Below are 16,272 nucleotides of genomic sequence, written 5' to 3' on the forward strand. Positions count from 1 at the left end.
ATAATACATTATAAAGTATTTTTTAATAAAAATTGAGGAGAACAAAAATGAAAAAAATAAATGTTTTATTTATTTTTATAATTTTTTTATTTGTATTATCTTGTTCAAATACAAATAAAAAAGACGAAGGAATATCAATATACATAAATACTGGTCCGGAACCAAATACTATAGACCCTAGTATTAATGTTACTTCAGATGCTGTATTTTATTTAATTCATACATTTGAAGGATTAGTTGAAAAGGATATGAACGGAAAATTATCTCCTGCCGTAGCAGAAAGCTGGGAAATAAGCGATGACGGACTTACATATACTTTTAAACTAAGAACAAATGCTAAATGGACTGATGGAAAGCCTGTTACTGCAAATGATTTTGTATATTCTTGGCAAAGAGTTGTAGACCCTGCTACTGGAAGTCAATACGGATATCAGCATGAACCTGTAAAAAATGCTAAAGCAATTACGGCAGGTGAAATGCCAAAAGAAAATTTGGGTATAAAAGCAATAGATGATTATACTTTAGAAGTAACTTTAGAAGCTCCTACTGCTTATTTTTTAGAGCTTTTAAGTTTCCCTACTTTTTATCCATTAAGAAAAGACATAATAGAACAATATGGAGATAAGTGGACATTAAATGCTGATACATATATAGGAAACGGTGCTTTTAAACTTATTGAAAGAAACAGAGATGAAAGTCTTGTAATGGTAAAAAATACCAATTATTGGAATATAGAAAATATAGTACCTGATAAAATTACATTTGTACTTATGGAAAATGAAACAGCTTCTGTAGCTGGAGTTAAGGCTGGTACTTTGCATTTTGCAAGATCATTCCCTAGACAGGATATACAAACTCTTCAAAAAGAAGGACTTATAGTAATAAAACCTAGAATATCATCATACTACTATTGTCTAAACTTAACTAATGATGTATTAAAAGATGTAAGAGTAAGAAGAGCATTATCTCTTGCTATAGACAGAAACTACATAGTAGAACAAGTAACAATGGGCGGAGAAAAACCTGCAGGTGCTTTAGTTCCTTATGGAATATCTGACTATGATGGAGATTTCAGAGAAAACGGCGGAGAATATATTGATATAACTAAAGAAGGATATGCTAAAAATGTAGAAGAGGCTAAAAGATTAATGGCGGAAGCAGGATATCCTAATGGAGAAGGTTTTCCTGTTATGGAGTTTAAAGCGGATCCAGGAATACATGTAAAAATATTTGAAGCTGTTCAGCAAATGTGGAAAGAAAATTTAGGTATTGATGTTACTTTAACACAAGAAGAATGGGCTGTATTTCTACAAACTAGATATGACAGAAATATCACAATGGCTAGAGGAGGCTGGAATGGGGATTTTGATGATCCTGTAAACTTTATGACTTTATGTATAAGTTATTCTCCAAACAATTACAGTGTTTATAGTAATAAAGCCTATGATGATATGATTAATCAGGTTATGCTTTCAGGAGACCAAAAGTTCAGAATGGAAACTATGCATAAAGCAGAAGATTTATTAATGAAAGAAGAAGCCATAATACCTATATATTATTATACAGAACCTCTTTTAGTATCGCCTAAACTTAAAGATGTTTATTATGATTCATTAGGTTTTCATAGATTTCATAGATGTTATTTAGAATAGAATAAAAAGTTATCATAAAAATAAAGGCTTGAACTTAAATAATAAAGTTCAAGCCTTTTTTATTAAGATATATGTATTAATTATTATTAACAGGCTTTTTAATAAATCCTAGTATTATTGCTGTTATAACAGAGCCTATTACTATAGCAAGAAGATATAGAGGAGGATTATTAACTATAGGAAGTACAAATATTCCGCCATGAGGGGCTCTTAATTGTATGCGAAAAGCCATAGTTAAAGCTCCAGCAATAGCAGCACCAATCATACAGGAAGGAATAACTCTTATAGGGTCAGAAGCAGCAAATGGTATAGCTCCTTCAGTGATGAATGAAAGTCCCATAACATAACAAGTTTTACCAGCATCTTTTTCATCGGCGGTGAATTTATTTCTAAATATTGTAGTAGCTAATGCTATACCCAAAGGAGGAACCATACCTCCAGCCATAACAGCAGCATGAGGAGCATAATCACCTGAAGCTATCATTGCTATACCAAATGTGAAAGCCGCTTTGTTTATAGGTCCTCCCATATCGGTAGACATCATAGCTCCGAGTAAAGCACCTAATAATATTAAGTTTCCAGTACCCATATTCTTTAAGAAATTAGAAAGTCCGGAGTTTATTGCAGCTATTGGATCAACTATGAATAAATACATTACAGCACCTGTAAAAAATATACCAAATAAAGGATATAGTAAAACAGGTTTAATTCCGTCCAAACTTTCAGGCAATTTAGAAAATACTTTTTTTAGTAAAAGAGTAATATATCCGCCCAAAAAACCGCCTATAAGTCCGCCTAAAAATCCGCCGCCGCTGTTTAATGATATAAGCCCTCCAACCATAGCAGGAGCAAATCCAGGTCTGTCAGCAATACTCATACCAATAAATGCCGCCATTACAGGTACCATTAAAAAGAAAGCATTGCCTCCTCCTATATCATTTAAAAGTTTAGCAAATGCATTATATGAAGGATCATTAGGATTGCTTGAGTTAATACCAAACATAAATGAAAATGCTATAAGTATACCTCCGCCTACAACAAATGGAAGCATATTTGATACACCAGACATTAAATGCTTATATACTCCAGTCTTAGGCTTTTTAGCAAATCTATCTGAAGAGCCGCCTTCAGAATTAACATGATATATAGGAGCTGTTTGATTTAAAGCATTTTTTATTAACTGCTCTGGATTTTTTATAGCTTCTTTAACACCTACTATATCAACATTCTTTCCTGCAAATCTATCCATAGCAACATTTTTGTCCGCTGCTACTATTATACCTTTGGCATTTTTTATTTCATCTTTTGTAAGCTCATTTTTTACACCGCTTGAACCGTTAGTTTCTACTTTTATAGTAATTCCAAGCTCTTTACCTTTTTTAAGCAAAGCATCAGCAGCCATATAAGTATGTGCTATTCCAGTAGGACATGCTGTTACTGCAAGTACCTGATATGAATCATTATTATTACTACTTTCCTGATTTAAAGATGAGTTTTCATTGTCTTTTTCAGCATTTTTCATTAATATATCAAGTACTTCTTCTTTGCTTTTTGCATTTAACAATGCTTCTCTTATATCATCTTCAAGAAGAAGAGTAGTTATTTTGGATAATAATTCTATATGAGAGTCATTAGAGTTTTCTGGGGCTGCTATCATAAAAAATAAATGCGAAGGCTTTCCGTCTAATGATTCATAGTCAACACCTTGTTTAGAAATACCTATAGCAACAGTAGGTATCTTTACTGCACTAGTTTTACCATGAGGTATTGCTATGCCTTCCTCCATACCTGTAGAGCTTTGAGCTTCTCTTTTTAATATTTCTTTTTTATACTCTTCCCTATCATTTAATTTGCCGTTCTTATAGAGAATATCAACCATTTCATCTATAATTTCTGATTTAGTTTTTCCCTTTAGATCAATATCTATACAATCTAAAGTTATAACATCTTTTAGCATTGTTAGCCTCCGTTTTTTATAAAATTAATTAACTTTTTTTATTTCTGTATTTTCTAAAAATTTTTTCATACTATCAAACGTAGTAAGTCCTTCAGAACAAGCAGTAGAACTTCCGCTTGCTATAGCATATTTATAAGAATCAATTATATTTAAATTATTGCTTAATCCATACACTATACCGGCCACCATAGAATCTCCAGCACCTACTGAGCTTATCAATTTTCCGTCTGGAGCATTTCCTAAATAAGCCTCATCTTTTGTTACTAAAATAGATCCGTCTTTACCCAAAGATACTATTACATTCTCACTTCCCTCTTTTATTAACTCTCTAGCATATTTTATTATATCTTCTGTAGTTTCTATTTGTTTATTAAAATATTCGCTTAATTCTTTTTTATTTGGTTTTGTAAGGAATACTTTTTCTTTTAATCCGAATTTGAATGCCTCATCTCTAGCATCAAGTATTACTTTTATATTTTTATTTGCTATTGATATAATGTCTTTATATATGGAGCTTTCTACAGAACTAGGTACGCTTCCAGATAATACTAATATATCATTTTCTTTTATATTAGTTTTTATGAAGTTTAATAATTCATTAACTTTTTCTTTTGAAATATTTGGTGATTTGCCTGCTATTTCGCTTTCTGTCTTTGAAGTTTTTAATTTTATATTTATTCTAGTATCTTCTTCTAAGTATATAAAATGCTCTTTAATACCATATTCTTTAAGATGTTTTTTTATATAATCTCCAGTAAACCCTCCGCAAAAACCTAAAGCCACAGAATCGATATTAAAGTTTTTTAATACTTTAGAAACATTAATTCCTTTTCCTCCTGCTAATGTATAGGCATTATCAACTTTATTTAATTCTCCCTCTTCAAAGCTGTTCATGTCTATATAATAGTCAACAGCAGGATTTAGTGTTAAAGTATATATCATAAATAATCCCCCGCTTTTTATTGATTAACAATAAATAATCCTTTTAATTTATTTTTTATATTATCATCTATTTCCTTCGCATTGGTTATCAAATAAGAATCTTCCAAACTGCAAAAGTTTATAAGACTTCTTTTGTTAAATTTGGATTCATCGCATAAAAAGTAAGTTTTACCTGCCCTTTTAGAAGCCTCACTTTTTATCAATGCCTCCTCACTATCTGGCGTAGAATATCCGTATATATCAATACCGTTAGCACCCATAAATGCCAAATCAAAATTAAAATTCTTTAGAGACATCGCAGCAGTTCCTCCAACCAATGCCCCTGTAAGAGTTTTTATCTTTCCGCCTATCAAATAAGTTTCTATTCTTTTATTATTAAGTTCATCTATATGGCTTACACCGTTTGTTATCACTTTTATATTCTCAATTCCAGATAAATATTTAATCATAGCAAAAACACTAGTACCCGCATCAAGATATATAGTACTTCCTTTCTCTATTAAAGAAGCAGCAAACTTACCTATATTATCTTTTTCCTCTGAAAATATTTCTCTTCTGTATAATAAACTCTCTTCCTGAGAATCAATTAGTACTGCACCTCCATGAACACGCTTTATCTTTCCAGCCTCTTCAAGAAATGTTAAATCACGCCTGATTGTAGCCTCTGATACATTAAGTCTCTCTATTAGTTCTTCTATCTTTATGTTCTTTTTTTCTTTTATAACTTCAAGTATCAATTCGTATCTGCTTACTTTTAGCACTTCTTTAATATCCTTATTTACTTTCTATATTAATAATTATATAAAAAAATCCGAAAAAATCAATCAATTTCAATCAAAAATAATCAAAATCAATCAAAATTTGTTAAAAAATTCTATATCTTGTATAATATGTACTACAATAAATATGAATTATAGTTATGAAAAACTCTTTAATAACTTTAAATCTATATCATAAATAATAAGTATTGAAGTTAATAATCAAAAATATATAATATAATAAATACTTAACAAAGTTTTATTAAAGTTTTATTTATGGAAGAATTAGAATTAATAAAAAGCAAAATAAAAGAAATAAAAGAAGAATTAATAAATATACGAAGAGATCTGCATTCTCACCCTGAACTATCAGAAAAAGAATTCCAAACTATGAATACAATTTCTAATCATTTAAAAAAATATAATATAGAACATAAAACAGAAGTTGCTGATACTGGAATTACAGCTGATATAAAAGGAAAAGATAAAAGTTTTACAGCAGCATTCAGAGCAGATATAGATGCCCTTCCAATTGACGATTTAAAAAACTGCAGCTACAGCTCAAAAAATAAGGGAGTGTGTCATGCATGCGGACATGATATACATACTGCAATTAATTTAGGAATAGCTTCAGTATTTCAAAATAATAGCAAAGGCATAACACCTCCTTGCAATATAAGACTTATATTTCAGCCTGCAGAAGAAACTGTAGGAGGTGCTTTGAGAATGATAAAAGAAAATGCATTGGAAAATGTTAATGTTATATACGGGCTTCATGTTTCTACACATAGCGATACTGGATTTGTACAGATAAATGATAATATTGTTAATGCATCATGTTTAGACTTTAAGATAAAAGTTTATGGAAGAAGTGCCCATGCTGCTAATCCTGCAGGAGGAATTGATACTATAGTAATAGCCGCCAAAATAATAGATAGCATTCAGACAATAATAAGCAGAAATGTTCAGGCAGAAGACAGTGCCGTAATAACAATAGGCACCATAAATGGAGGAACTGCTGAAAATATTATATGCGGTTATACTGAGATGACTGGTACAATAAGAGCTTTGAGAGAAAGCACTATGACAAAAATAATAACAAAAATAAAAAAAATAATAAAAGGCATAGCATACTCTTTTGATGCCAATGCTGAGTTTATAGAAACAGTATATTTTGCAAGTCTTGTTAATTGGAAGGAAGCTTCCGATATTGTGAGAGAGAATGCTGTTAGTTTACTTGGAGAGAAAAACGTACTTGAATTAAAACCTTCTATGGGAGCTGAAGATTTTTCTTTTTTTATACAAAATAAAGCAGGGGCATTTTTTAATATAGGAGCTAGAAACAAGAAAAAAGGAATAATACATGAAGCTCATAACGGACTTTTTGATGCTGATGAAGAATGCATAGAAATAGGGCTTACTTTACAGATAATGAACTTATACAAAAGCTATTCAAAAAAAGATATTTTCTGGCTTGGAAAAGAGAGGGATTAAATATAAATTAATGATAGTTATTTTTTAATATAGCTAAAAAAGATAATTTATAAAAAATGATTTTTCAAAACTGCTAAATACATACAATTATTTTTTTAACATGGGAAGCAGCGTTAGTATGCTATCAAAAAGCGATAATACATTTACAAAATATAGAAATTAAGAAATAAAATCATTTCAGTATATATTAACACATAAAAAGCCTTGAAAAATTATTATTTATATTATATTCTATAGAGAATACTGCTAATGATAATTATTTTTTTAATTAAAAACAATAAAGGATAATACTATGAAAACATGGAACGGACTTTTAAGAGAGTATAAAGAATATCTGCCTATTACAGATAAAACCCCGCTTATTACATTAAATGAGGGAAATACTCCATTAATAAAGGCTGAAAAAATAGGAAAAGAACTTGGAGGAATAGAATTATATTTTAAATATGACGGTCTTAATCCTACAGGATCATTCAAAGACAGAGGAATGGTAATGGCAGTTGCTAAAGCACTTGAAGAAGGTTCAAAAGCTATTATGTGTGCTTCTACTGGAAATACTTCCGCATCAGCTGCTGCTTATGCTGCAAGAAGCGGTATTCAATGTATAGTAGTTATACCAGATGGTAATATTGCTTTGGGAAAATTGGCTCAGGCTTTGATGTACGGAGCTAAGGTTATAGCTATTAAAGGAAATTTTGATGAAGCCTTAAAAGCTGTTGTTGATATTACAAATAAATATCCTATTACATTAGTAAACTCAATTAACCCTTTCAGACTTCAGGGACAAAAAACTTCTGCATTTGAAATTTGCGATGCATTAGGAAAAGCTCCTGATTATTTGGCTATACCTGTTGGAAATGCTGGAAATATATCTGCTTATTGGATGGGTTTTAAAGAATATAAAGAAAATGGAAAAGTATCAAACTTACCTAAAATGATAGGTTTTGAGGCTGAAGGCTGTGCCGCTATAGTACAAAATAAAGTAATAGAAAATCCTCAAACTATTGCTACAGCTATAAAAATCGGTAATCCTGCAAGCTGGAAATTAGCGGTTAATGCTTCTAATGAATCAAACGGATTTATAGATTCTGTTACAGATGATGAAATATTAGAGGCTTATAAAATGCTCACAAGAGAAGAAGGAATATTTGCTGAACCTGCTTCTGCTGCTTCTCTTGCTGGAGTTATAAAAACTTACAAGGCTGGAAAATTAAACAAAGGCGATACTGTAGTTTCTGTACTTACAGGTAATGGACTTAAAGACCCTGATAATGCTATAAAAATTTGCTCTGCTCCTATAAAAGTTGATAACAATATAGAAGAAATAAGGAAAGCTATAGGAATATAATATGAATAAAGCTCAAAAGAAAAACAATAAAGAAAATAAAAATAATATAACAAATAAAAAACTTGTAACTTTTAAAATACCTGCTACCAGTGCTAATATAGGTTCTGCTTTTGACAGTGTTGGACTTGCTTTAGATTTATATAATGAAATACATATATATGAAAATACTAATTCTAAAAAAATAGATTTTGAAATAACAGGCGAAGGAGAAGAAGAAATATCAAAAGATGATAATATGATACTTTCTGCTATGAAACTGGTATTTAAAAAATTAAAATCAAAACCTGATAAAGGATATATAATAAAATGCATAAATAGAATACCGCTTTCAAGAGGACTAGGAAGCAGTTCTGCTGCTATAATAGGAGGTTTATTATCTGCAAATTACATATTGGGAAATAAGCTTTCTCTTGAAAATGAAATACTAAATATGTCAGTTCAGCTTGAAGGACACCCAGACAATGTATCTCCTGCTATATTGGGAGGAATAATATCTGGGGTTGTTAGAAAAGATGAAGATTTTAAATATGTTAAAATAAATCCTCCTAAAGGACTAAAAGCTGTAGTAGCAATACCAAATTTTTATTTAAGCACAGAAAAAGCTAGAAATGCTCTTCCTAAAGAGATTAGCTTAAAAGATGCCATATTTAATATTTCAAGAGCAGCACTTCTCACTTCTGCATTATCTTCTAACAGACTTGATTTACTTGAAGTGGCAACTGACGATAAACTTCATCAGGATTACAGAGCTAAGTTTATACCCGGACTAAAAGATTTATTTAAGCAGGTAAAAATGTCTGGGGCATACTCTGTTACTATAAGCGGTGCTGGCTCTTCAATACTTTCTTTAGTTAAAGACGATGAAAAAATAATCAAAAAAGTTTCTAATGCCATGGAAAATAGTTTTTCTAAAAAGAAAATCAAATCCGAAATAAAAGTTCTTAATATACCTAAAAAAGGTATTATCATAAAATAATATAAACAAATATTAGATAAGCATGCTGTTTTTTAAATGGCATGCTTTTTATTTAATATTTTTATTGATTTATATATTTTTGATAATATAATGATTCTATAATTACAAAATAATATATCAAAATATTAAAGGAATTATTATGTCAAAAATATTAACGTATCTTACATTAATAAGCATTATAATAATAAGCTGTTCAAATAATACAGGTAATATAACTACAAAAACATCAGATTATTCGGATAAAAATAATTGGCTTAATATAGCAGAAAATCAAAATGAAAGAGAAGCAGATGTTTTTTATCTATATCCTACAACTTGGTCAAGAGCAAATACCAATGAAGATATGATATGCTCTATAGATTATCCTTCTATGAGAAGATATACTACAAATGTAATGATTGAACAAACTGGAATATTTGAAGAAATAGCAAGTATATATGCTCCGTTTTACAGGCAGGCTGATGCTATATATCTTTTAGATAAAAATAACAATATAAGCGAAGAAGAGAAAAATAAATATTTTTATTCTGCTCCAAAAGAAGATGCAATTGCCGCATTTGATTATTATATAAAAAATTATAATAATGGAAGACCTTTTATATTAGCAGGACATTCTCAGGGTGCTATGATGATAAAACAAATACTTATAGACTATTTCAAAACAAATGAAAACTTAAAAAATAGAATGATTGCTGCCTATATATTCGGATATTCTGTTACAAAAAAAGACATAGAAGAAAATCCCCATTTGAGATTTGCAAATAATGAATATGATACTGGAGTTATAATTTCTTATAATACAGAGAGTCCTGATTTTAATGGATATAATCCTACTCTTTTAGAAGATTCAATAGCAATTAATCCAATAACTTGGACTACTGAAGAAACTTTGGCCTCAAAAGAGCAGAGTTTAGGAGCTAATATATATACAAATTATGGAACTCCTACAAAAATAGCAGATGCTAAAGTAGATAAAAAAAGAGGTGTAGTAAAATGCAGCACTATAAATGCTGATGATTTTTATTTCGGAGAACAAAGTATTTTTGGAAAAGGTGTTTATCATACTTATGATATATCGCTTTATTATTATGATTTGAAAGAAAATGCCAAGAAAAGACTCAATGCCTTTTGGAAATAAAATTAGACTTGTTTCAAAAGTACTTGACAAACAATTTTACGAGTTTGCTATTTTATGCTAAATTAAATAATATTAATCATGATTCAATTAAATGTTTTATATGTTGTATAAATTTTATATTTAAGCTATAAAATGCAGTTCTTTTGGTTCTTTTATACCAATAAAAGAACTGGGGTTTGGCACGACTGTGAAGCCCCAACTATAATTAAAAAATATTAAATAAAAATTTATAAATATTAATAAATTGAGTTTTGAAACAAGCCTATTATTGAACATAAATAAAAAAATGGGCAAGATAGTAATACAATTATCCTGCCCTAAACAAGGTTTATAAAATATAAATATACGAAATTGTCTCAATTTAATTAGAATTTAATTAGCTACAAATTCTTTCCCCCTCTTATCAAGAACATTCAAACTTATAGCATTAAGCCTTACTGTTTCATAATTATCTATCTCTAGTATTTCTACAACCCCTACAACCTCAATCCATTCCTGAGGATTTGGTATAGTACCATTATAATTAAACTCAAAACCAGCCACTCCGTCATATCCGCAGCATCCGGGTCCGTACCTAAATACAAAATTAAGTTTTTCTCCAGTCTCTTCATCAGTAAAGCCGTCATATATTCCTTCAAGTTTTATTAATTTTCCTCTATAGTCATCAGGATTGAGATAAACATCATTGCATTGATTGATAAACATTCTCTCTTTAATTTCTATAATATTGTTCATATCAATAGCATTCATATTAACTTTTAAAGATGAAGTTTGTTCCTCATTACTTTCTGTCTTATCTCTAGGATTACCGTAATCATATTTTTTTTGAGGTATATCAACATAATTTTTTTCTATATCAAACCAGCCGTCATTATACTCTTTTTTTGAGCATGATAAAATTAGCATCATTATAAATAAAAATAATATATATTTAAAATTCATTATCATCTCCTTAATTATCTTTTTAATACTTTTCCTATTACAGTAAATATTAAAAGCATAGCCAAATTTACCATAACAATGCAAGCTCCGGTAGGATATTCTAATTGAAATGAAAGAACTATTCCTACAAAAAAGCAGAACACTGATAATATTGCCGATGAAATTATAACTCCCTTAAAAGTATTAAATACTCTCATAGAAGTTAATGCTGGAAATATTATAAGGCTCGATATAAGCATAGCTCCCATCATTCTCATACCTAATACTATAATCAAAGATGTAAGTATAGATATAAGCATATTATAAAACCCTACATTAATACCAACAGCACGGGCAAAGTTTTCGTCAAAAGTTACTAAAAATATTTTGTTATAAAACAATATATAAAGAACTATCACTATTACACTAACTGCTATGCTTATATAAACTTCACTTTTGCTCATAGCAAGTATACTTCCAAACATATAGTTACATACATCTGTGTTAATACCTGTCTTTACAGTAATAGCTATGATACCAACAGCTAAAGATACGCTTGATATTAAAGCAATAGCAGCATCGCCTTTTATCTTACTGTTTTCACTTAATCTTAAAAGCAGTATTGATGCCAAAGCCACTATAGGTATAGAAAGCTGAAGAGTAGAAAAGCCTAGCATCATAGAAAGAGACAAAGCTCCAAACCCAACATTAGAAAGTCCTATACCTATCATAGAATATCTCTTTAATACCAGATTAACACCCAAAAGTGCCGCACATAATGAAACCAATATTCCAACTATAACAGCCCTAATAATAAAGGTATATGAAAAAAGTTCCTGAAGTAAAGCAATCATTTCATATCCTCCCCTGATATTCTTTTATATATATCTGTTTTTATATATTCTTCAGTTGTTCCAAAAAAAAGAATATTTTTATTTAGATGAAGTATTTTATTAGAATATTTTACAGCACTTGCTATATCATGAGAAACCATTATTATAGTAACTTCATTATTGAGTTTTCTTATTAGATTATATAGGTCGACAGTAGCTATAGGGTCTAATCCAGTAGAAGGCTCATCTAATATAAGCAGCTCTTTAGTAGAACATAAAGCTCTTGCTAATGCCACTCTTTGCTGCTGACCGCCTGATAAATCTTTATATGACTTATTTTTTAATTTTTCTATATTGAGTTTCTTCAAATTTTCTAATGCCGTTTTTTTATCATTATTAGTATAAAAAGGAAGAAATTTTTTATTATTAAGTCTTCCAGAAATCACTACTTCAAATACGCTTGCAGGAAATGATTTCTGTACTATTCCCTGCTGCGGTAAATAACCTATTTCATTTTTCTTTATACTATCAAATGTTATGCTTCCTTTTTTAGGTTTCATAAGTCCAAGTATAGTTTTTATTAAAGTGGTTTTACCAGAACCATTTTCACCTATTATAGAAAGATAATCTCCTTTTGATAAAGAGAAATTAATATTTGATAATACTTCATTACTATCATAAAATACTGATAAATCTTTTATAGCCAACATATTTTAATTCAAACCCTTTTTTAAACTTTCCAAATTATCCCTCATAATAGATAAATATGAAGCTCCATCATCAAACTCTTTTTTAGTTATACTCTGTGCAGAATGAAGCTGTAATTTTTCTGCTCCAGTCTGTTCTATAAGAGTATTTGCTATTTTTTCATTACTTAATTCTATATAATAAAGATAAGGTATATTATTATCTTTTATATAGCCTATTAAATACGTTAATGTTTTAGGACTAACATCCGACTGACTGCTGCATCCGTTAAAAGGTGCTCGGTAGTTAAGTCCGTATTCATCAGCCAAATATCTAAAAGGAAATCTGTCGCCAAATACTATATCTTTTCTTTTTGATGAGTTTATTACCTCTCTAAAATCATTATCTAAAGCATAGAGTTCTTTATTATATTTATCAGCATTAGCTTTATATGTATCTGCATTATTAGGGTCTATTTCTGACATAGCTTTGCTTATAGCATTAACCATTAAAACAGCATTTTTCGGAGAAGTCCATATATGCTCATCATAAACTCCTTCATGGGTATGTGTCTCTGAAATATTATCATGATCTTCATGATTTGCTTCATCTTCATGATTATGTTCTTCATCATGCTCCATACCTTCAACAATTTCCTCATCTAAAGCATTTACATAATCAATTAACTTAATTATTTTTTTGCCGTTGGTATCCATAGAAGAGACTACCTTTTCAGCCCACTCCTCGCTTTCTCCTCCTATATAAATAAATACATCAGCATTTTGTATATCAATTATATCTGAAGGCGAAGCATTAAATGAATGAATCTCTACTCCCGGTCTTATTATCATTTGAAGGCTTGAATTATCTAATAATATATTTCTTGCAAAATCATATATTGGAAATATTGTAGTTACTACTTTTATTTTATTGTTTTCTTTACTTGTATCATCATAATTAGATGATTTATTAGTATTACATGATAATACTGATATAATAAAAATGAGAATTAATATTTTCTTTATCATAAAAAGTCCTTTATATATAAAAATAAAAAAATTGTTAAATTAAATAATAAATATAAAACATATAAAGGAAATTAAATCAATTTATCAGTTTTACTTTTAATTTAGTAGGATTATTATTTAAATAAAATATTACTTTCATTATTCTTACAAAAAAAATGAAAGAAATTGATAAATATATTATAACTGAATTGTATATATTGCTGAATTTTGCTATTTTAGTTACAGCCTTTACTATAGAAAACATTTCAATACATGTTGTACAATGTTCATCTGAATGGTGCATATGATAATTGGAGTGATAAAATATGTAGCATACAGGAAAAATATATACAGATATAATAAATGTAAATAATATTACAACAAGTTTCATAATTTTTATATTATAATTTATAATAAATAATTGTCAATTATGAATATTTATTTTTATTGTTCACTATCATATTTATAAAAAGAAGTTTACAAAAAATATATATTGTAAACCATCTTTAATAAAATTATAACTCAATATACAAAATAGGACTATCTATACCTGAAAACATAGGAATTTCTATTAAAAATGCATCTTTCAAGTCATAAACATTAACATCTTTTACATCATCATAAGATGAAATATAACAAGAAGTTATTGTAGGTATATAATCTTTTGAAACAATCAATTTTACCTTCATAGAACTAAACATAGAAGCATATTCGCTGTAATCCTGAGAATTCTCAGAATAGTTAAAAGGAGTAAACATAAACTTATTTCCACTTCTAACAGGAACTAATGAACTGTCATCTTCTGTTAAATCTTGAGCTTTTACAATACCATTTATATAAAGCCCTATTTCATTATCATTATTTATTTGTCTGAATTTAAAATTTCTAGGATAGCTGTCTCTTGCTTCGCTTTCCATATCCCTAAGTATATCTTCATAATAATAATCCGGAACTCCATCTTCATATCCTTCAGAATAAGCAGCTAATTCTACTAAAGACTTGGACATAGTAACTATGGCAACAACTGTGATATTTTTATCATTATCTATAGTTACATACTGAGTATAATCCAAACAGCCTATAAATAATAAAGAAAATAATAAAACAGGTATAATCTTTTTCATAAACAAAATCCTTAATTTTTTATTATATACATTTTACTATAAAAAAAATAAATAACAATATTATGTTTTACTTAAATAATAATATTGATAATTAATTTTTTTTACTATAAAATCATAAAAAATATAATTTAAAAAGGAGTAAAAAATGAAAAAAGACTTTTTCACAAGCTCTATAGGTATTATAGTCATTGGTGCTGTAATAGGAGCTATAGCTGCTTGGCTCTCTGTAATGGGCAATCCTGCTAATATGGGAATATGTGTTGCATGTTTTACCCGTGATTTAGCAGGGGCACTAGGACTGCATAGAGCTGCAGCAGTACAATACATAAGACCTGAATTAATTGGGCTTATTATTGGTGCTGCAATATCGGCATTAATATCAAAAGAATTTGTTCCTAAAGGAGGAAGTTCTCCTATTATAAGATTCTGTTTAGGTTTCTTTGCTATGATAGGAGCTTTGGTTTTCTTAGGCTGTCCTTGGAGAACTTTGCTCAGAGTAGCTGGAGGAGATATCAATGGGATATTTGGATTAATAGGAATTATCATAGGAGGAGGAATAGGTGTTTTCTTCTGGAAACAAAATTTCTCTTTGGGGCAGCCTAAAGCATATAAAAATAAATTAGTAGGATTTCTTCCTTTAGTGATAGCAGTAATTCTTTTAATTTTATTATTAAAGCAAACTAAATTCTCTGAAGGCGGAGCAATATTTTTCTCTGAATCAGGTCCCGGAAGCATGAAAGCTCCTATAGCTATAGCATTAATAGCTTCTATAGTAATAGGTTTTGTAGCTCAAAAATCAAGATTCTGTACTGTAGGCGGACTTAGAGACGGAATATTTATGAAAGATTTTCATATGACTAAAGGCGTTATAGCTTTTATAATTGCTGCTTTTATAGTTAATATAGCTACAAGCAGATTCCATTTATCTATGGAAAATCAGCCAATAGCACACACAAATATTTTATGGAATACCGTATCAATGATTCTTACTGGTTTAGCATTTACTTTAGGTGCAGGATGTCCTGGAAGACAAATGATACAATCTGCTGAAGGAAATATGGACAGTTTTATATTCGTTATAGGCATGCTAGTAGGAGCAGGATTTGCTCATAACTTTAATTTGGCAAGCTCAACTGCAGGTCCTACAGTATATGGAATGGGAGCTGTTATTTTAGGTTTAATATTCTGTGTAATCATAGGATTTACAATGAAAGAAAATACTGCAAGCTGATACGCACTTTATCGTGCAGCAGGTTGTTGTCATTATATAATAAATATACTGCACAAAATTTTTGGAAGTTATATAATGAACTCTGCTTCTGCTATGTATTATTAGAACATATATAAGTTATGATAATATACAGCAGAGGCAGAGGTTATAATAAAAAATGATATTTAGATATTTTTATTAATTTCTAATGCTTATTATAATAAT

At 29.2% G+C, this 16,272-nt stretch carries 14 protein-coding genes; 6 read left to right on the forward strand and 8 right to left on the reverse strand.

Annotation, left to right across the window (positions count from 1 at the left end; all coding sequences use genetic code 11):
- Nucleotides 1-47: 47 nt before the first annotated feature.
- Nucleotides 48-1,652 (forward strand): peptide ABC transporter substrate-binding protein, encoded by a 1,605-nt coding sequence (locus tag BMUR_RS02970; RefSeq protein ID WP_013113114.1) that lies wholly within the window; start codon nucleotides 48-50, stop codon nucleotides 1,650-1,652.
- A gap of 76 nt (nucleotides 1,653-1,728) precedes the next feature.
- Here BMUR_RS02970 and BMUR_RS02975 read toward each other — a convergent pair whose 3' ends face one another.
- The 3 genes from BMUR_RS02975 to BMUR_RS02985 are packed head-to-tail and all read right to left on the reverse strand — an operon-like array spanning nucleotide 1,729 to nucleotide 5,312.
- Nucleotides 1,729-3,609 carry a PTS fructose transporter subunit IIABC gene (locus BMUR_RS02975; RefSeq protein ID WP_013113115.1) on the reverse strand — a complete coding sequence of 627 codons (1,881 nt, stop codon included), beginning with the start codon at nucleotides 3,607-3,609 and terminating at the stop codon, nucleotides 1,729-1,731.
- 24 nt (nucleotides 3,610-3,633) lie between these two features.
- Nucleotides 3,634-4,551, reverse strand: a complete 918-nt coding sequence (pfkB, locus tag BMUR_RS02980; RefSeq protein ID WP_013113116.1) for a 1-phosphofructokinase — start codon at nucleotides 4,549-4,551, stop codon at nucleotides 3,634-3,636.
- Between the two features lie 17 nt (nucleotides 4,552-4,568).
- Nucleotides 4,569-5,312 carry a DeoR/GlpR family DNA-binding transcription regulator gene (locus tag BMUR_RS02985; RefSeq protein WP_013113117.1) on the reverse strand — a complete coding sequence of 248 codons (744 nt, stop codon included), beginning with the start codon at nucleotides 5,310-5,312 and terminating at the stop codon, nucleotides 4,569-4,571.
- 273 nt (nucleotides 5,313-5,585) lie between these two features.
- Between BMUR_RS02985 and BMUR_RS02990 the strand changes: the two genes are divergently transcribed.
- The 4 genes from BMUR_RS02990 to BMUR_RS03005 all read left to right on the forward strand — a co-directional run bounded on the left by BMUR_RS02990 (nucleotide 5,586) and on the right by BMUR_RS03005 (nucleotide 10,265).
- Entirely contained in the window at nucleotides 5,586-6,803 is a 1,218-nt protein-coding gene (locus tag BMUR_RS02990) for a M20 metallopeptidase family protein (RefSeq protein ID WP_013113118.1), read from the forward strand.
- A 292-nt stretch (nucleotides 6,804-7,095) separates the two neighbouring features.
- Nucleotides 7,096-8,151, forward strand: a complete 1,056-nt coding sequence (gene thrC, locus BMUR_RS02995; protein WP_013113119.1) for a threonine synthase — start codon at nucleotides 7,096-7,098, stop codon at nucleotides 8,149-8,151.
- Nucleotide 8,152: 1 nt separating this feature from the next.
- On the forward strand, nucleotides 8,153-9,127 hold the full coding sequence (thrB, locus tag BMUR_RS03000) for a homoserine kinase (protein WP_049768305.1): 975 nt from the start codon (nucleotides 8,153-8,155) through the stop codon (nucleotides 9,125-9,127).
- 139 nt (nucleotides 9,128-9,266) lie between these two features.
- Nucleotides 9,267-10,265, forward strand: a complete 999-nt coding sequence (locus tag BMUR_RS03005; protein ID WP_013113121.1) for a DUF3089 domain-containing protein — start codon at nucleotides 9,267-9,269, stop codon at nucleotides 10,263-10,265.
- A 372-nt stretch (nucleotides 10,266-10,637) separates the two neighbouring features.
- Here the strand turns inward: BMUR_RS03005 and BMUR_RS03010 are convergent, their stop codons facing one another.
- The 5 genes from BMUR_RS03010 to BMUR_RS03030 form a co-directional block, all read right to left on the reverse strand.
- On the reverse strand, nucleotides 10,638-11,207 hold the full coding sequence (locus BMUR_RS03010) for a TIGR03943 family putative permease subunit (RefSeq protein ID WP_013113122.1): 570 nt from the start codon (nucleotides 11,205-11,207) through the stop codon (nucleotides 10,638-10,640).
- A 14-nt stretch (nucleotides 11,208-11,221) separates the two neighbouring features.
- Nucleotides 11,222-12,040, reverse strand: coding sequence for a metal ABC transporter permease (locus tag BMUR_RS03015; protein WP_013113123.1), 819 nt, complete (start codon nucleotides 12,038-12,040; stop codon nucleotides 11,222-11,224).
- Nucleotides 12,037-12,729, reverse strand: a complete 693-nt coding sequence (locus BMUR_RS03020; protein WP_013113124.1) for a metal ABC transporter ATP-binding protein — start codon at nucleotides 12,727-12,729, stop codon at nucleotides 12,037-12,039. Before BMUR_RS03020 ends, BMUR_RS03015 begins: the two co-directional genes overlap by 4 nt.
- Nucleotides 12,730-12,732: 3 nt before the next feature.
- A complete protein-coding gene (locus BMUR_RS03025) occupies nucleotides 12,733-13,734 on the reverse strand; it encodes a metal ABC transporter substrate-binding protein (RefSeq protein ID WP_013113125.1) in 1,002 nt (333 codons plus the stop codon).
- A 494-nt stretch (nucleotides 13,735-14,228) separates the two neighbouring features.
- Nucleotides 14,229-14,837: a hypothetical protein gene (locus tag BMUR_RS03030; protein ID WP_013113127.1), complete on the reverse strand. Its 609-nt coding sequence runs from the start codon at nucleotides 14,835-14,837 to the stop codon at nucleotides 14,229-14,231.
- A 145-nt stretch (nucleotides 14,838-14,982) separates the two neighbouring features.
- Between BMUR_RS03030 and yedE the strand changes: the two genes are divergently transcribed.
- Nucleotides 14,983-16,068, forward strand: coding sequence for a YedE family putative selenium transporter (yedE, locus tag BMUR_RS03035; protein ID WP_013113128.1), 1,086 nt, complete (start codon nucleotides 14,983-14,985; stop codon nucleotides 16,066-16,068).
- The last annotated feature ends 204 nt before the right edge of the window (nucleotides 16,069-16,272 follow it).

The sequence above is a fragment of the Brachyspira murdochii DSM 12563 genome (assembly GCF_000092845.1).
Taxonomy (GTDB): domain Bacteria; phylum Spirochaetota; class Brachyspiria; order Brachyspirales; family Brachyspiraceae; genus Brachyspira; species Brachyspira murdochii.